This window comes from Veillonella sp. HPA0037 (assembly GCF_000411535.1).
GTDB classification, from domain to species: Bacteria; Bacillota; Negativicutes; order Veillonellales; family Veillonellaceae; genus Veillonella; species Veillonella atypica.
This window is the reverse complement of record NZ_KE150483.1, coordinates 1919748-1937721: the sequence shown is the minus strand read 5'-3', so window position 1 is coordinate 1937721 and position 17974 is coordinate 1919748. Positions and strand designations below refer to the sequence as shown.

10 protein-coding genes, 5 tRNA genes and 3 rRNA genes are annotated in these 17974 nt (G+C 42.1%); all 18 read right to left on the bottom strand.

Annotated features, from left to right (window positions below; genetic code table 11):
• Nucleotides 1-9: 9 nt before the first annotated feature.
• The 18 genes from cydD to HMPREF1477_RS08740 all read right to left on the bottom strand — a co-directional run bounded on the left by cydD (nucleotide 10) and on the right by HMPREF1477_RS08740 (nucleotide 17972).
• Nucleotides 10-3549 (bottom strand): thiol reductant ABC exporter subunit CydD, encoded by a 3540-nt coding sequence (cydD, locus tag HMPREF1477_RS08825; RefSeq protein WP_016476574.1) that lies wholly within the window; start codon nucleotides 3547-3549, stop codon nucleotides 10-12.
• Between the two features lie 124 nt (nucleotides 3550-3673).
• Nucleotides 3674-4693, bottom strand: coding sequence for a cytochrome d ubiquinol oxidase subunit II (cydB, locus tag HMPREF1477_RS08820; RefSeq protein WP_016476573.1), 1020 nt, complete (start codon nucleotides 4691-4693; stop codon nucleotides 3674-3676).
• Nucleotides 4684-6072 (bottom strand): cytochrome ubiquinol oxidase subunit I, encoded by a 1389-nt coding sequence (locus HMPREF1477_RS08815; RefSeq protein WP_005375278.1) that lies wholly within the window; start codon nucleotides 6070-6072, stop codon nucleotides 4684-4686. The genes cydB and HMPREF1477_RS08815 overlap by 10 nt, the downstream gene beginning before the upstream one ends.
• Before the next feature lie 57 nt (nucleotides 6073-6129).
• Nucleotides 6130-6582, bottom strand: a complete 453-nt coding sequence (locus HMPREF1477_RS08810; protein ID WP_005375284.1) for an Rrf2 family transcriptional regulator — start codon at nucleotides 6580-6582, stop codon at nucleotides 6130-6132.
• Between the two features lie 171 nt (nucleotides 6583-6753).
• On the bottom strand, nucleotides 6754-7752 hold the full coding sequence (locus HMPREF1477_RS08805) for an inorganic phosphate transporter (RefSeq protein ID WP_005375286.1): 999 nt from the start codon (nucleotides 7750-7752) through the stop codon (nucleotides 6754-6756).
• Nucleotides 7745-8374, bottom strand: coding sequence for a DUF47 domain-containing protein (locus HMPREF1477_RS08800; protein ID WP_016476572.1), 630 nt, complete (start codon nucleotides 8372-8374; stop codon nucleotides 7745-7747). The genes HMPREF1477_RS08805 and HMPREF1477_RS08800 overlap by 8 nt, the downstream gene beginning before the upstream one ends.
• A gap of 78 nt (nucleotides 8375-8452) precedes the next feature.
• Nucleotides 8453-8947 carry a molybdenum cofactor biosynthesis protein B gene (locus HMPREF1477_RS08795; RefSeq protein ID WP_016476571.1) on the bottom strand — a complete coding sequence of 165 codons (495 nt, stop codon included), beginning with the start codon at nucleotides 8945-8947 and terminating at the stop codon, nucleotides 8453-8455.
• 8 nt (nucleotides 8948-8955) lie between these two features.
• On the bottom strand, nucleotides 8956-9807 hold the full coding sequence (locus HMPREF1477_RS08790; RefSeq protein WP_016476570.1) for a polysaccharide deacetylase family protein: 852 nt from the start codon (nucleotides 9805-9807) through the stop codon (nucleotides 8956-8958).
• Nucleotides 9808-10184: 377 nt separating this feature from the next.
• Nucleotides 10185-10301, bottom strand: a 5S ribosomal RNA gene (rrf, locus tag HMPREF1477_RS08785).
• A 72-nt stretch (nucleotides 10302-10373) separates the two neighbouring features.
• A 23S ribosomal RNA gene (locus tag HMPREF1477_RS08780) occupies nucleotides 10374-13302 on the bottom strand.
• A gap of 372 nt (nucleotides 13303-13674) precedes the next feature.
• Nucleotides 13675-13750, bottom strand: a tRNA-Ala gene (locus HMPREF1477_RS08775).
• A gap of 127 nt (nucleotides 13751-13877) precedes the next feature.
• Nucleotides 13878-13954 (bottom strand) — tRNA-Ile (locus HMPREF1477_RS08770).
• Nucleotides 13955-14067: 113 nt separating this feature from the next.
• Nucleotides 14068-15630, bottom strand: a 16S ribosomal RNA gene (locus HMPREF1477_RS08765).
• Together the 16S, 23S and 5S rRNA genes with 5 tRNA genes alongside form the textbook arrangement of a ribosomal RNA operon.
• Before the next feature lie 343 nt (nucleotides 15631-15973).
• A tRNA-Lys gene (locus tag HMPREF1477_RS08760) sits at nucleotides 15974-16049 on the bottom strand.
• Between the two features lie 4 nt (nucleotides 16050-16053).
• Nucleotides 16054-16128: transfer RNA gene (locus tag HMPREF1477_RS08755), tRNA-Gln, on the bottom strand.
• 24 nt (nucleotides 16129-16152) lie between these two features.
• Nucleotides 16153-16228 (bottom strand) — tRNA-His (locus tag HMPREF1477_RS08750).
• A 219-nt stretch (nucleotides 16229-16447) separates the two neighbouring features.
• Nucleotides 16448-17287, bottom strand: a complete 840-nt coding sequence (gene speE, locus HMPREF1477_RS08745; protein WP_016476569.1) for a polyamine aminopropyltransferase — start codon at nucleotides 17285-17287, stop codon at nucleotides 16448-16450.
• Between the two features lie 58 nt (nucleotides 17288-17345).
• Nucleotides 17346-17972 carry a hypothetical protein gene (locus HMPREF1477_RS08740; protein WP_016476568.1) on the bottom strand — a complete coding sequence of 209 codons (627 nt, stop codon included), beginning with the start codon at nucleotides 17970-17972 and terminating at the stop codon, nucleotides 17346-17348.
• Nucleotides 17973-17974 lie beyond the last annotated feature (2 nt).

Here is a 17974-nt window from a genome sequence, read left to right as displayed (position 1 = left end):
AGCTGCCACTTATACACTGGCCATCGTAAGTCGACAATATGCATAGAATCGCCCTTTCTTAGCAATTAACTCACTAAAGGTTCCATCTTCTACAATACGACCTTTTTCCATAAAGAGAATACGATTCATCAGCTCTAAGCCTTCTAACTGATGTGTAATATATAAAACAGTTTTTTCTTTTGTGAAAGCTAGAATATCATTATGCAGTTTTCGTCTTGTTACTTGGTCTAACCCCTCCAAAGGTTCATCGAGAAGTATAAGTTCAGGATTTCGCAAGAATAATCGAGCTAAAGCAACACGTTGACGTTCACCGCCGCTAAGGCCTACCCCTCCACTGCCTACAATTGTTCGTAAGCCTTTTGGCAACCGGGTAACTACATCAGATAAAACAGCTTGTTCTACAGCACGTTGTACCTCATCCGCACTTGCATGCGGCTTGGCAAGGCGAATATTGTCCTCCAGTGTGGCATGAAAAATATAAGTGTCTTGTGTGATAGATCCCATTAAATTTCGCCAAGAATCAATCGTAACACTCTTTAATTCATTGTGACCTACCGAAATATAGCCAGAGTAATCATATAGCCTTTCTAACAAGGAAAACAATGTGGTTTTACCAGACCCACTAGCACCAACAATAGCAACAGCCTGTCCTTTTGGTATATCTAATGTTAAATCTTCATATATAAGTGATGACTGATCATACCCAAAATTAACATGTTTCAATGATATCGTATCCATAGAATCTAAATCTACACAGCCTGTATCCTTGATTGGCAGAGGTGCATGTTTAATTTGTAACAATCGACGAACTGCTACTAAACTTTCATAACCATGATGAACGGATACAATCATAGGCTGCAGCGCTTCAAACCAAGCTTGAATACCAATGGCACATACTACGACCATAACACTTGCCCAAGGGCCAGTTAATACATTACTTGCTAATAGGGCCGCTAACACAACTACAATCTGTACAATAGCAATAAACATCGTATTTCCTAAATTCATACCTTTAGAAATACGCCACTTATGGTCCTCTACATCATCTATAGATTGCATCATACGTTCCATAACTAGATTTTCATTATGGTAACTAGTGATGTCTTCTAAACTTTCTAATGTATCAGTCAATGTTGACTTGAAGTGACCTTGTACCTGACTGATCATATTTAAGGATGTACGATGATAACGATATATGCCATACGGTAGTACAACACCTGTCATCAGTGCAGCACACCACACAAGCGTTGATAAATGCGCATCTATAGTACCGACACCAAAGGATACCAATATAGTTAATACAATGGCTGCTACAGGAGGAATTAAGGTGCGTAAATAAAAGAATTGCAGTACTTCAATATCCGCCATAATTCGATTGAGCATATCCCCTGCGCCCCATCGTTTAAATATAGCTGGTGCCAATGGTTCTAGATAGGTATAAAACCATACACGCAACCCATACAAACCTTGAAATGCCATTTTATGAGATGTGTACCGCTCAAAATAACGACAAACAGCACGGCTAATACCAAAGAAGCGCACACCTACGATAGCGAGACTCAAGTAAGTGATACCAGGTTGTAATGCAGCCGATGCCAGTAACCAAGAAGATACGCTCAAAAGCCCCACATTCATGAATACGGTCAGAGAAGTGAAAACTAAGGCAAGTACTAAGGACCATCGAGCAGGTTTTAATACGGAAAATAACAATTTCCAACCTTCAATATCACTATACTTAGTTTCATCGGCTTCATATGGGACTTTACTATTACTTAATGCCTCTTGTTGTTGTGGCAATGGATCCTCAAGCTTAGAAACATATGACACATCCTCATCATCCATTACAAACGAACCAGTCCCAGCATCTACTAGCGCCTTAAAATAACCATTCTGTGCCAACAAGGATTCATAGGTTCCCTGCTCAATTATTTCACCTTGACGTAATACATATAACTGAGAGGCCCACTGCATCGTTTGAATACGGTGCCCTACAAGAATAACAATTTTATCCTTCATCAAGCGCTGTAATGCACAACTGATTTGAGCCTCTGTATTCACATCCAAATGGGATGTAACTTCGTCTAAAATAAGAACTTGTCCACCATGTAAAAAAGCACGTGCCAAGGCAATACGTTGTAATTCGCCACCACTAAGTCCCATGCCTCCTTCACCAACGACAAAATCCAAGCCCTTTTCACAAATTACATCATGTAGCTCCGCTAGTTTGGATGCTTCTAAAAGCTCGTCATCACTTACATCTTGTCCAAAGGCAATATTATCTCGTAGCGTACCATGCATAACATGAGGTTTTTGAGACACATACGTAACCTGTGTACGCCACCAATCCATAGAACAAGTTGATAGATCTATATCATTAACATATACACTGTTCGAAGGAGCCTCTAAAAAGGCACCTAATATTCGTGCAATCGTCGATTTACCAGCCCCACTTTCACCAACAAGCATAATCGGTTTATTGCGACATACCTGCAATGTAATATTCTTTATACCATTGCTTGTTTCTGGATAGGTATAATTTAAATTATCTAGGCGTATGGATTCAATTGTCCCTTGAATACGACAATTGCCACCTCGAGGTAATGCAATAGGTGTATTCATAAAAGCATCAAATTTAGCGAGTGCAGTTTTACCAGACATACCGGTGTGAAAAGCAGCTCCTAATTGTCTAAAAGGTGTATAAAACTCTGGAGCCAACAATAATATAAAGAAGGCTGGAAGAAAATCCAAACCGCCATCTAATAGTGTAAGGCCTAAATACACCGCAATGATAGCTGTACTTATTGTGCTAACTAATTCCAAGACGAGGGCAGATAGAAAAGCCACACGCAATACGCGTAAGGTAGAGTCTTTAAATTCATTAGATAGTCGACTAATGACTTGTATTTGTTCCTTTGCACGACCAAACACCTTTAATGTGGTAATGCCTCGCAATACATCTAAAAAATGACCTGATAAGAGACTCATCCGATCCCATTGCTCTTGATTCATCTTTTCCGCTTGTTTACCAATCAAAATCATAAACAATGGAATTAATGGTACTGTACCTATTAAAATAGCCCCGATAATAGGCAATGTATCCATTATGGCAATCCCCATTACTAGTGGGATGATAATCGCATATATCATTTGAGGTATATAGCTCGAAACATAGGCCTCTACTTGTTCTAATCCATCAGTAATGAGATGTATCGTATCACCTTGAGATTCTCCTCGTTGAATACCTAATCTAAATAGATGCGCAAGAGCTTCTTTACGCAAAATAGATTTAACAGAATGGCCCAAACTAGACGATACATGTTCCTGTATATAAGAAAAAACTAAACGTAATATAATGAATACCGCAAGCCATGTAATTGTATTAGATTCATCCAACACAGTATGATCAAGAAAAACCAAATTATGTATTAATGTGGCAAAAAACCAAGCTTGTCCTACTATAGAAAGACTTTGTAAAATACTAGACATAATCAGTGCCAATAATACGAGCCTTTTACTTTTAATGACGCGAAGCGCCGTTTTCTGTATCATATCTAACCCCCTTTAAATCTAATTTTATCAATATTACATTCATCTTACCATAAAAATGAGGCGTGCCGCTACAGCACGCCTCACAAAAGGGCTCAAACTTTCACAATCGTTGAAAGTACCTATATTAATAATGTAAGTCTTTTTCTGTTACACGATGACGGAATGTCCAGTATACCCAAATTTGATATGCTAATACGATTGGTACAAATACCACTGCAACCGCAGTCATCAATGCCAAGGTATATTCAGAAGAAGATGCATTTGTAATGGTCAAGCTCCACGCTGGGTTCAAAGAAGATACCATAATACGAGGGAATAGACCTGCAAAATATGTAGCCGTAATCAAAATAACGGAAAGAGAGCTAAATACAAAGCCCCATTTTGTATTGCGCGTACGTGCTGCAGCCCAAGAAATAAGGAAGCAAACAACAGCTAAGGCACAGAAAATAGTAGCTAAGATAGAGCTGTACAAATCAGTGCATACATAGGATGCAATAATCAACGCAATCACACCGATTGCAGTAGGTACACCTGTAACGAGAGATGCTGCACGTGCACGTTCAGAGATAGGACCTGCTGTTTTAATAGATGTAAACAAACCACCATGGTATGTAAACACTAAAACGAAAGCAACACCACATAATACAGTGTAAGGGCTAAGTAAATCCCAGAATGTACCAACATATGTCATCGTTTCATCAATAGGTGTACCTTGGATCAAGTTACCTACTGTTACGCCCCACAATAAGGCAGGAACGATAGAACCGATGAAAATACAATAGTCAAATACTTTACGCCATGTGCGATTTGCACTTTTAGAACGGAATTCAAAAGCAACGCCACGCATGATAAGTACAGCAAGCATTAAGAACAATGCCATGTAGAAACCACTAAACAATGTAGCATATACATGAGGGAAGGATGCGAATAACGCACCACCAGCAGTGATCATCCATACTTCATTACCATCCCAAATAGGACCTAACGCATTAATCATTTGACGACGTTCAACGTCAGTTTTACCAATGACTGGTAGAAGAATACCTGTGCCATAGTCGAAGCCTTCTAAGAAGAAGAAACCTGCAAACAATACACAAAGCAAGATGAACCAGATCACATTAAGGTTATTCATAATTAGTTCCATAATCTTGCCTCCTCTTTTTCTTCTACATGGTAAATTGTTTGCCCATCAGGACCTTTTTTAATGTGTTCTACAGCTAAATACAATGCAGCAATAGCAGCCAAGATGTAAATAACTGTAAAACCAATGATAGTAGTCATGATTTCAGGAGCTGTAACGGATTTAGAAGCACCATTAGCAGTCAATTGAAGGCCATATACAAGCCATGGTTGACGACCTGCTTCTGCAACAAACCAACCAGTGGATTGAGCGATGTAAGGTAATGGTAACATCCAGAAAATAATTTTCAAGAATGTTTTATTCTCTACGAGTTTACCTTTAGCATTTAATACCAAGCCGATGAAAGCAACTAATAACATAATGGAGCCAGCAGCTACCATGATGCGGAATGTCCAGAAAATACCAGGAACATCTGGAATGTAATTACCAGGGCCATATTGAGCTTCAGATTTAGCTTGTAAATCTTTAATACCTTCTACCTTACCAGATGTAAAGGAGTTTTGTGTTAAGAAGGATAAGCCGCCAGGGATTTCAATGGCACCTGTATTTTGTTGTGCTTTTGTATCGATATTAGCTACCAAAGAGAATGGAGCTGGATCTTGAGTTTCCCAAAGAGCTTCCATAGCTGCCATTTTCATAGGCTGTTCTTTAGTAATATACTGGCCTTGATGATGACCTGCAAAAGCACCTAATGTACCAGCAATTAAGGTAATTACCATACCCCATTTTACAGAGGTTTTATAGAAATCAACATTGCTCTTACGAATCAAGTGCCATGCGCTGATAGCCATAATGATGACACCTGCTGTCATGGAACCATTTAATACAATATGAGCAAATTGGCCAGGTACATAACCATTAGATACGATGGTTGCGAAGTTTTCCATTTCCGCACGACCATTGCGAATTACATAGCCTACAGGATGTTGCATAAAAGAGTTTGCTACAAGGATCCAGAATGCGGATAAATTTGTACCTAATGCAACTAGTGTTGCCACAGCAGCATGTGCTTTATTAGATAAGCGACCCCAACCAAAGATCCAAACGCCCATAAATGTAGATTCCAAGAAAAATGCCATTAATGCTTCAAGGGCAAGTGGGGCACCAAAAATATCACCCATAAAACGAGAATATTCAGCCCAGTTCATACCGAAATGGAACTCTTGAACGATACCTGTTACAACACCCATGGCAAAGTTAATTAAGAATAATTTACCCCAGAATTTTGCCATTTTTTGGTAAACTTCTTTACCGGTGCTTACAAAGGTCCATTCTAAAATGGCTACAATAACCGTCATCCCCAATGTAAACGGTACAAATAGCCAGTGATAGATAGATGTTAGCGCGAACTGTAAACGTGCTAAATCCAGTGCTTCAAACATGTCTTTTCCTCCTTAGAATTGACTCAAAAATACACACTTGATGAATGTCTTACATCGTTACGCATGAGATACACAAGGATTCATGGTCTCTAAAATCTCTTTTTCGCGCACAGCTAATTTATCGAAAGTCACACTTTCCATCTGTCTTACAAGTTCAGCTTGTACAACAGACATAGCTTCATTAACTGCACATTGGCCCATACATGCTTTTGAGCAAGAACCGACATCATACAAACAACGCTGTAAATACGTATCCCCCTCAACGGCTCTAATCACATCGAGCATGGAAATATCTTTGGGCTCACGATTTAATGCAAATCCACCATCCACCCCGCGGAAGGATTTCATGATTCCTGCGGCAATAAGGCTGCGCATTATCTTAAGCAAAAAACGTTCTGGAATCATCTCTTGCTCAGCCAATACACCGCCTGTTACCTTCTGACCAGATGGTAACATCGCCATGTGCAAAATCATGCGAAACGCATAGTCCGTGGCTTGATTTAATTTCATAAGCACTCCTTTTCCAATAACAACGTCTACGTATTACTACATTTAGTATAAACGATATAAAACAATACTGCAATGGTATTGTTTTATAAAACTGTAAATAATATCACAAAAAAGGACTATTAGTAAGATACTAATAGTCCTTCTCATTTATTATATGTAGTTCTAAAAGAATTAGCCAAATAGAAGATGTCCTACTTCATAAGCAATGGCAGCTACTATACCCGATAGTGGAATCGTTACGAACCACGCCATAACCATAGAACGTGCTACGCCCCAGTTTACTGCTTTAATACGCTTAGAAGCACCTACCCCCAACAAAGAACCACTCACAACATGTGTGGTACTTACAGGTAAATGCAAGAATGTAGCAGTAAAAATAGTAATAGCAGAGTTTAAATCGGCTGCAAAACCATTAATGGTTTCTAATTTAAAGATTTTTGTCCCCATGGTGGAAATAATTTTCCAACCACCAACAGCCGTACCACAAGCCATCGCAGTCGCACAGCACAACTTAACCCACAATGGAACATCTAAGGTATCAATATAACCACCGCTAAGTAAGGTCAATGTAATAATCCCCATCGCCTTTTGTGCGTCATTAGAACCATGTGAAAAAGCCATCATAACGGCCGATACGATTTGCATGGATCTAAATCTATCATTTAAAACAATAGGAGAAAATCTACCAAAGAGGAGTAGCAACAATTTCATGATGATATAGCCACCAACCATTGCTACTAGTGGTGATAAGATGAGAGAAAAGAAAATCTTTAAAATCCCTGATTCATTTAAAGCATCAAAACCTACTGACCAGCCTACGGCACCAATGATACCACCAATTAGTGCATGGGATGATGAACTAGGGATTCCCCAGTACCAAGTCAGTAAATTCCATACGATGGCCCCGATAAGGGCTGCTGAAATGATACCACTATTGATAAGAGATGGAGACATAACAATATCACCACCGATTGTCTTCGCAACCCCAGTACTTACCATAGCACCCAAAAAATTAAGTGCCGCCGTCATCATGATTGCTTTTTTAGGTTCAATAGCACGGGTTGAAACAGATGTGGCAATCGCATTAGCCGTATCGTGGAAGCCATTGATGTAGTCAAATGCTAGGGCTAATAATACGACTAGCCAAACTAAGTAATGTGACTCAAGCATACTTCAATACTACCCGGCGGAATGTACCAACCAAATCTTCGCAACCATCGATTACATCCTCCATGGAGCTTAAGATTTCCTTCCATTTGATAATTTCAACTGGATCTGTACATTCTGTAAATAATTTCGCCATTTCTTCATGGTAAATATTATCTGCTTCAGATTCAAGTTTCAACACTTGATGTACACGACCTTCTACCTTCACATGATCCTTTTTAAGGCTACCCATATAACCGATAGATTTATTGATATGTTTAACACATTTTACGACGATTTCACTCATGCGAATGGCACCATCACTAGGTTTACCTACATGATACATAACCATTTTATCCATGATTTCTTTGATATTATCAAGTGTTGTATCTAATTGATCAATCAACAGTTGGATATCTTCACGGTCCATCGGTGTAATGAATGTTTTACGCAAGCGATCAACTGTTTCATTAACTAATTCATCCGCAGCTTTTTCCTTTGTATCAATTTCCAAAAATGCTTCTTCTTTAGAAACTTCGCCTTTGAAAACGCGTTCCATCATTTCCGCACTTTCATAGGTAAGTTCAGCATGATTTTCTAAAATACTAAAAAACTTTTCTTCTTTTCCTTTTAATTTAAAAGCCATGGAGATCCTCCTGATACAGTACTGTTAGCTTCTATAATTACAATACAATTATAGCATAGTAAATCAGTGCGTGCCTATCTATTTATTGACTTCTCGCACCAAATGAGGCATTTCTGGAATAATTAATTTACTCATGCCAAGAGTAACGGCTCCCACCGAACCAGGAATAGAAAAAATTAATGTATTCGAATTTACACCTGCCTCAGCACGAGATGCAATAGCTTTGGTACCAATATCCTCCGTAAAAGAAAGATATCTAAAAATTTCACCAAATCCAGGTATAGCCTTTTCAATAATAGAATCCACGGCTTCAATGGTCACATCACGCATGGCAATACCGGTGCCACCTGTAGAAATGACCACATCTATTGATTCATCATTACACCAAGGAATAATGGCATTACGGATTTCATCGTAATCATCGATGACAATCTTTCGAGCTACTACATTATGATTAGCAGCTTCTAATAATTCTTGAACCTTGTTTCCGCCTTTATCAGTTTCCATAGTCCGTGTATCAGAAACTGTTAGGACAGCGACATTGAGAGGTCGATGTAAAACTTCTTGAGACATATATCCTCCTAAAACAATGGTATCAAACCAGCCAATTTTGTAAATCCATTATCCCGTAATGTATCTCGTAATTGCCATGTATAAGTAATAAATGGCGCGCAGTGCAAACGCATCAAGAATGATAAATACGGTGTATCACCTTGGAATATGGCCAATCTTGGCAACGCATATAAATTTTGACCTGGTTTAACCGTCCCCGGTGTGACTGTGAAAGCCATCTTATACCCGCTTTCACTAGTAATGCGTTGAATTTCGGCATTATTGAAACCACCAGGATACGCTAAGTAATCGATGGGTTTTCCCATGAAAGCCTGTAATGTATCCTTACCACCTTTGATTTCATTATCAAGTTTAGAAGGATCAATGCGCGTTAAAATACTATGATGATTAGTATGACCTTCTACAATAAACTTATGAGCGTCCATAGTTTTTAATTCATTGATAGACATAAAACGTTTTGTATTAACAGCATCACTAATCATAAATATGGTTGCTTGCATATCATAGGATTCTAAGATAGGCAAAACATCCTCATAGTTGTCGATATAACCATCATCGAAGGTAAGAACTATCGGTTTATCGGGGAGTTCCTTGCCTTCTGTCACATACGCATATAAATCATCGAGGCTAATCGTATGATACCCTTCGTTATGTAAGTACTCCATCTGTTTCTTAAACTGTGCCACATCAAGTGTCAGTGCAGAATGATACTTATCATTAACTTGATGATAATTTAAAACGGGAACACCATAAATCTTATAATGTGATGATAAACACCACATACTTCCTAATGCTATGAATAGTAATGCAATACAAATAATGATCGTATATACTATACGTTTACCTATTGTTATTAACATGATTAAGAACCTTCTTACAATATAAAATTATAACTTCATACTATTCGAGGATAACATAACCGCTCTTTTGTTTCAATGAAAAACCCCTCATATGTCATTCTAAATTCATATAAATAACCTATAAGGGGATGCATTAATCATGTAACTATCTCTATATGCTTAATCAGCGACTTCCTATCACTCCTCACTGTGGATTTCTCATCGCTGCTTTGCAGCTGGAGAAATCTTACGTTCGGATGAAGGTGATGTGTGGCTCCCATACGTCGCTACGCTCCTCTGTTAGCTCACACCCTACCTTTCCCAGGTGCCCTGGTCGGACTCTACATGTAAGTATATATAATAAAAAAGGCTAACCATACGGTTAGCCTTTTTAGCTTAATCAGCGACTTCCTATCCTCCCAGGCCGTCTCCAGCCAAGTACTTTCGGCGTTTACGAGCTTAACTACTGTGTTCGAGATGGGAACAGGTGGACCCTCGTAGCTATCGCCACTGAATCTGTCAGAGTTTGTACTCTGAAAACCACATAGAAGGTATATATATTTGTTGCACATTTCCGCTTATTGTATTAAGTAAAGCCCTCGATCTATTAGTACCAGTCAGCTCCAAACCTCACGGCTCTTCCACACCTGGCCTATCAACCATGTCGTCTACATGGGATCTTACTAGCTTATGCTATGAGAAACCTCATCTCAAGGCTGGTTTCACGCTTAGATGCTTTCAGCGTTTATCCGTCCCGAACGTAGCTACCCAACTGTACCCTTGGCAGGATAATTGGTACACCAGCGGTTCGTCCACTCCGGTCCTCTCGTACTAGGAGCAGCCCCCTTCAAGTTTCTTGCGCCCGCGATGGATAGGGACCGAACTGTCTCACGACGTTCTGAACCCAGCTCACGTACCACTTTAATCGGCGAACAGCCGAACCCTTGGGACCTACTTCAGCCCCAGGATGTGATGAGCCGACATCGAGGTGCCAAACCTCCCCGTCGATATGGACTCTTGGGAGAGATTAGCCTGTTATCCCCAGGGTAGCTTTTATCCGTTGAGCGATGGCCCTTCCACTCGGCACCACCGGATCACTAAGCCCGACTTTCGTCCCTGCTCGACCTGTCCGTCTCGCAGTCAAGCTCCCTTCTGCCTTTACACTCTTCGAGCGATTTCCGTCCGCTCTGAGGGAACCTTTGGGCGCCTCCGTTACTCTTTAGGAGGCGACCGCCCCAGTCAAACTGCCCGCCTAAGACTGTCCAGCCGGTTGTTAATCGGCCTGTTAGAAATCAATTAATCAAAGGGTGGTATCCCAACAACGACTCCTCTAAGACTGGCGCCCTAGATTCTAAGTCTCCCACCTATCCTGTACATTCATTAACTAAGTTCAATCTTAGGTTGCAGTAAAGCTCCATGGGGTCTTTCTGTCCAGTCGCGGGTAACCTGCATCTTCACAGGTACTTCAATTTCACCGGGTCCCTCGTTGAGACAGTGCGCAAGTCGTTACACCTTTCGTGCGGGTCGGAACTTACCCGACAAGGAATTTCGCTACCTTAGGACCGTTATAGTTACGGCCGCCGTTTACTGGGGCTTCAATTCAGAGCTTCGACCGAAGTCTAACCCCTCCTCTTAACCTTCCAGCACCGGGCAGGTGTCAGCACCTATACATCAGCTTTCGCTTTAGCAGGCACCTGTGTTTGTGGTAAACAGTCGCTTGCGCCTCTCTTGTGCCACTCATTCATGCTCCACGCGTTACTGCCCTTCACACTACATGAGTCCTCCTTTTCCCGAAGTTACGGAGGCATTTTGCCGAGTTCCTTAACGAGGGTTTTCCCGCGCACCTTAGGATTCTCTCCCCGCCTACCTGTGTCGGTTTTGGTACGGGCGATGTGTCTCTACCTAGAAGCTTTTCTCGACAGTGTAGGATCAATCACTTCGCTGTAAACAGCTCGTCATCACATCTCAGCTTTTAGAGTTACGGATTTGCCTATAACTCAACCTACATGCTTAAACACGCACTTCCAATCGCGTGCTGACCTACCTTACTGTGTCACTCCTTCGATCAAACGATTCACACCGGTACAGGAATTTCAACCTGTTGTCCATCGCCTACGCTTTTCCGCCTCGGCTTAGGTCCCGACTTACCCTGAGACGACGATCGTTGCTCAGGAACCCTTAGGCTTTCGGTGGAATGGATTCTCACCATTCTTTTCGCTACTCATACCGACATTCTCACTTCTCACCAGTCCACAACTCCTTACGGTACTGCTTCAATCCGATGAGAACGCTCCCCTACCCATATACATTGCTGCATATGACACGACTTCGGTTTCATACTTTAGCCCCGGACATTTTCGGCGCAGAGTCTCTCGACCAGTGAGCTATTACGCACTCTTTAAATGGTGGCTGCTTCTAAGCCAACATCCTGGTTGTTTTGGAAATTCCACATCCTTCGCCACTTAGTATGACATTGGGGACCTTAGTCGGTGTTCTGGGCTGTTTCCCTCTTGACAATGGACCTTATCATTCACTGTCTGACTCCCGAGTATAAGTATAGCCATTCGTAGTTTGACTAGGTTCGGTAACCGGTATGGCCCCTAGCCCGATCAGTGCTCTACCGCCTATACTCTCAACCTCGAGGCTAGCCCTAAAGCTATTTCGGGGAGAACCAGCTATCTCCGTGTTCGATTGGCATTTCACCCCTATCCACAACTCATCCCAAAGCTTTTCAACGCTCACGAGTTCGGTCCTCCACACAATTTTACCTGTGCTTCAACCTGGCCATGGATAGATCACTACGGTTTCGGGTCTACTATCACTAACTGAACGCCCTGTTCAGACTCGCTTTCGCTGCGGCTCCATGTTTTCCACTTAACCTCGCTAGCAACAGTAACTCGTCGGTTCATTCTTCAATAGGCACGCCGTCGTCCTGATATATATACAGACTTCGACTGTTTGTAGACATACGGTTTCAGGTTCTCTTTCACTCCCCGCCAGGGGTTCTTTTCACCTTTCCCTCACGGTACTATGCGCTATCGGTCGATATCAGTATTTTGGCTTGGAGGGTGGTCCCCCCTGCTTCCCACAAGGTTTCACGTGTCTCGTGGTACTCTGGATACAGTCCCATGTATGCAAGGTTTCGATTACAGGGCTTTCACCTTCTACGGCTGAGCTTTCCAACTCTATTCTTCTACCTCATTTACACTTGATGACTGTCCTCAACCCCGGTGCGGTTGCCCGCTCCGGTTTGGCCTCTTTCCCGTTCGCTCGCCGCTACTAAGAAAATCTCGTTTGATTACTCTTCCTCTGGGTAATTAGATGTTTCAGTTCCCCAGGTGCCCTCCTCATACTCAAAGGTATGGGTGACAGTGCATAACCACTGCCGGGTTCCCCCATTCGGAAATCTACGGGTCAAAGGTTGCTTGCACCTCTCCGTAGCTTATCGCAGCTTACCGCGTCCTTCTTCGGCTGATATCGCCAAGGCATCCGCCGTACGCCCTTAAAATCTTTACTTATTTTGCGCCATAATTTGCGACTATCTTCGTTGTACTGCATTCAGCTCATCTTGCGTATACAAATACGCGGCGATTTCGCTTCATTGGTACGCCTCGATATTCATCAAATTCTGACGAAAATCAATTTGATTTTATGACATGCATTAGATACATTGTCGTTTATTTTGTAGCCGTACATTTTCATGTACGTCACCAATAAGTCAGAGAATTATTTCCTATGTGCTCGGGTCAACCTACTTAGAAATTCTAAGAGATGACCTTACAAATATATAATAATTATCTTCTATGCAGTTTTCAAAGAACAAATCTGCTGATGTATAAATCAGCTTATGTAGTTTAGCACTTAACATCATAGATGTCAAATACTAAATGGTGGAGACGAGGAGATTCGAACTCCTGACCCCCTGCTTGCAAGGCAGGTGCTCTCCCAACTGAGCTACGCCCCCATGAGTGGTTACGCTTTAGTCTCGATAATCCATTCCGAAGAATCCGTTATCTTTTTAAAGTTATACCTATGTTTAGCTCTTTTGTCTGTACTCTACACAATGTGTATTTCAAGTAATATGAGCCAACTGGTGGGCCTAGGTGGACTCGAACCACCGACCTCACGCTTATCAGGCGTGCGCTCTAACCAGCTGAGCTATAGGCCCATATCTGTAGAATTGAGAGTCTTTACAGATCTCTCAAAACCGAACAATGTTAGGCGGCCAAAGTGTCGACCTAAGTGACATCCAAGCTCTTGGCCTAGTGTATGTCTCCCTAGAAAGGAGGTGATCCAGCCGCACCTTCCGATACGGCTACCTTGTTACGACTTCACCCCAATCATCGACTTTACCTTAGACGGCTGGCTCCCGAAGGTTACCCCACCGGCTTTGGGCACTTCCGACTTTCGTGGTGTGACGGGCGGTGTGTACAAGGCCCGGGAACGTATTCACCGCAGTATGCTGACCTGCGATTACTAGCGATTCCGACTTCACGTAGGCGAGTTGCAGCCTACGATCCGAACTGAGAGAGTGTTTCTCGGGTTTGCTCCACCTCGCGGTTTCGCTTCCGTCTATTAACTCCCATTGTAGTACGTGTGTAGCCCAGGTCATAAGGGGCATGATGATTTGACGTCATCCCCGCCTTCCTCCGCATTGTCTGCGGCAGTCTCTCATGAGTTCCCACCCGAAGTGCTGGCAACATAAGATAGGGGTTGCGCTCGTTGCGGGACTTAACCCAACATCTCACGACACGAGCTGACGACAACCGTGCACCACCTGTTTTCTGGCTTCCGAAGAAGAGGAACCATCTCTGGTTCTGTCCATCAATGTCAAGACCTGGTAAGGTTCTTCGCGTTGCGTCGAATTAAACCACATACTCCACCGCTTGTGCGGGCCCCCGTCAATTCCTTTGAGTTTCAACCTTGCGGTCGTACTCCCCAGGCGGGGTACTTATTGCGTTAACTCCGGCACAGAAGGGGTCGATACCTCCTACACCTAGTACCCATCGTTTACGGCCAGGACTACCGGGGTATCTAATCCCGTTCGCTCCCCTGGCTTTCGCGCCTCAGCGTCAGTTTTCGTCCAGAAAGTCGCCTTCGCCACTGGTGTTCTTCCTAATATCTACGCATTTCACCGCTACACTAGGAATTCCACTTTCCTCTCCGATACTCTAGATTGGCAGTTTCCATCCCATCACGGGGTTAAGCCCCGAACTTTTAAGACAGACTGACCAATCCGCCTGCGCGCGCTTTACGCCCAATAATTCCGGACAACGCTTGCCACCTACGTATTACCGCGGCTGCTGGCACGTAGTTAGCCGTGGCTTTCTATTCCGGTACCGTCAAATCCTCGCACTATTCGCACAAGAACCATTCGTCCCGATTAACAGAGCTTTACAACCCGAAGGCCGTCATCACTCACGCGGCGTTGCTCCGTCAGACTTTCGTCCATTGCGGAATATTCCCCACTGCTGCCTCCCGTAGGAGTCTGGGCCGTGTCTCAGTCCCAATGTGGCCGTTCATCCTCTCAGACCGGCTACTGATCATCGCCTTGGTGGGCCGTTACCCCTCCAACTAGCTAATCAGACGCAATCCCCTCCTTCAGTGATAGCTTATAAATAGAGGCCACCTTTCATCCAGTCTCGATGCCGAGATTGGATCGTATGCGGTATTAGCAGTCGTTTCCAACTGTTGTCCCCCTCTGAAGGGTAGGTTGATTACGCGTTACTCACCCGTTCGCCACTAAGATTGATAGAAGCAAGCTTCCATCGCTCTTCGTTCGACTTGCATGTGTTAAGCACGCCGCCAGCGTTCGTCCTGAGCCAGGATCAAACTCTCCAAGATATCTTGAAGCTATTTGAATAGCTCATTGTTTGTTGTCGTTACATTTAAGTAACTTTGAATTATGGTTGGTTTTGACTTTGTCAAAACCCGCACTCTGGCATATGTTCAATCATATGATTGATTACCTATCATTGTTCAGTTTTCAAAGATCTGTACATTAGAAGTTTTAACGTTCTAACGACTTTTTAAAGTATATCAGTCATCTCATAAAACGTCAACCACTTTTTAAGAAATTTTGTTTTATTTTTGACCACTTGTGTCTCCACAATATACTTAGCATCATAACCAAATTCTCTAAAATTAGAGATAGAAAACTCACAAACTTTCGTTTGTGAGTTTTATTTGGTGGCTCATCCGCGACTCGAACGCGGGACACCCTGATTAAAAGTCAGGTGCTCTACCAACTGAGCTAATGAACCATGTTGGCAGGGGTGGCTGGGATCGAACCAGCGCATAACGGAGTCAAAGTCCGTTGCCTTACCACTTGGCGACACCCCTACAATGATTACGATGTGTAGGTTATGGGGTGAGTAGTGGGGATCGAACCCACGCGTAACGGAGCCACAATCCGCCGTGTTAACCGCTTCACCATACCCACCACCTTGTAGGTATCGAAGACACTGTCTTCGTAACAAAGAGAATTATATCTGTTTTAGAAGTTTGTGTCAACAACTTTTTCTAATTTCATTTAACTTTCAGTTTTGAAATTAACAAGCCATATACTTCTAATATAAAACCTTTTCACATCCTAATAAAAAGGAAGTACCACCGTTAAAATATTTCTTAACGAATGGTGCTTCCCTATTATACATATAAATTATTTATTTGGCAAATAGTTTTTTACAAAATTTGGTAATGCAAACGCAGCCTTTTGAATATCCTTGTTATAGTACTTAGTTTCAAAGTTTTGTTCACGATTTAGTTCCCATGTTAATGGGTCGTATTTTTTAGATCCAACCGTAAAGCAATGCATCCCGGCCGGATAGATTGGAATGTATGCGGTGTACAAACGAGCGATTGGGAAATGATTGTTTACATAACCAAACACCTTCTCAACGAGCGGTTGATGAAGCATAGGAGATTCAGTTTGTTGTACAAATAGACCATCTGCTTTTAGAGCTTTCAACGTATTCTTATAAAACTCTTCCGTAAATAATCCTTCACCAGGACCAATTGGATCAGAGCAATCTACAATAATAACGTCATAGTAATCTTCAGCCTCTGCCATAAAGCCAATACCGTCACCAATCTTTACTGTTAACTTAGGATTGTTTTCAATCATAGCCTTAGAAATAGTAGGTAGGTATTGTTTTGCCAATTCTACAACTTTACCATCAATCTCAACCATGGTAACTTCTTTAACGCAATCATGGCGTACGCATTCTCTAGCTACACCGCCATCACCGCCACCGATAATCAGTACCCGTTCTGGATTTGGATGCAAAAACAATGGTACATGAGCAATCATTTCATGGTAGATAAACTCCTCCCGTTCAGAAGTTTGGAATACACCATCTAATGCAAGCATCATGCCATATTCTTTAGACTTAAATACTTCAATTTTTTGAAATTCAGATTCACCAGAATAAAGTACCTCTTCTGCTTCAGCACTGAGACGTAAATGAGGCGTTTGCTCTTCTGTAATCCATTGACTCATAATAACCTCCTATATAGGTAGAGCGATAGCTTTCACCATCGCTCTCATAATACTAATATTATTTCTTAGTTATATAACAGAATCCACCGCCAAGGATGGTATCTTGCAACCAATGAACTAGTGAGAAATCACGGATTTCCCCTTCATCAAAAATACCGCAACGAATATCATCACCATCCATGAACATCTTATAAATAGGCACCCAATGCCATGTATAGAGCGCAGGTTCTTTACCTTTATGGCGATTTAAGAACGCTACAGGAACATCCTGTGATAATGCATCGTGAATAAACTGCGCCGCCGCCTCTACTTCTACGCGGGATGCAGAAAAGGGAGATACATTAAGCATGTGTACCTCATAAGGCAAATTCTTATCATCAAACAAACGTCTAAGGCCGCGTTCCATCCATTGCGTTTTATAAACGCCACCACCAAATCTTGGTTTTACATAGTTCCACACGACATTCATACGTTCTAATGCTAATGTATGATTTGCCGTAGTAGACACATCTAATAGGCCATCTCGAAATTCAGAATAACTCAATACCTGTGTAGCCGATGTAGGGCCACAACCAGACAAACGTTGCCATTCATCATCAAACCATTCTTGATCATAGCCGTGTGATATAGACCCATTTACATCGATATCAAGCCACTCCGGATGTTTAACAGATACATCATTCATGA

Bases quoted from the DNA above. Each gene is read 5' to 3' on its own strand.
- HMPREF1477_RS08800 (WP_016476572.1), bottom strand. From the start codon at position 8,374: ATGGCTTTTAAATTAAAAGGAAAAGAAGAAAAGTTTTTTAGTATTTTA.
- cydD (WP_016476574.1), bottom strand. From the start codon at position 3,549: ATGATACAGAAAACGGCGCTTCGCGTCATTAAAAGTAAAAGGCTCGTA.
- speE (WP_016476569.1), bottom strand. From the start codon at position 17,287: ATGAGTCAATGGATTACAGAAGAGCAAACGCCTCATTTACGTCTCAGT.
- HMPREF1477_RS08790 (WP_016476570.1), bottom strand. From the start codon at position 9,807: ATGTTAATAACAATAGGTAAACGTATAGTATATACGATCATTATTTGT.
- HMPREF1477_RS08795 (WP_016476571.1), bottom strand. From the start codon at position 8,947: ATGTCTCAAGAAGTTTTACATCGACCTCTCAATGTCGCTGTCCTAACA.
- cydB (WP_016476573.1), bottom strand. From the start codon at position 4,693: ATGGAACTAATTATGAATAACCTTAATGTGATCTGGTTCATCTTGCTT.
- HMPREF1477_RS08810 (WP_005375284.1), bottom strand. From the start codon at position 6,582: ATGAAATTAAATCAAGCCACGGACTATGCGTTTCGCATGATTTTGCAC.
- HMPREF1477_RS08815 (WP_005375278.1), bottom strand. From the start codon at position 6,072: ATGTTTGAAGCACTGGATTTAGCACGTTTACAGTTCGCGCTAACATCT.
- HMPREF1477_RS08805 (WP_005375286.1), bottom strand. From the start codon at position 7,752: ATGCTTGAGTCACATTACTTAGTTTGGCTAGTCGTATTATTAGCCCTA.
- HMPREF1477_RS08740 (WP_016476568.1), bottom strand. From the start codon at position 17,972: ATGAATGATGTATCTGTTAAACATCCGGAGTGGCTTGATATCGATGTA.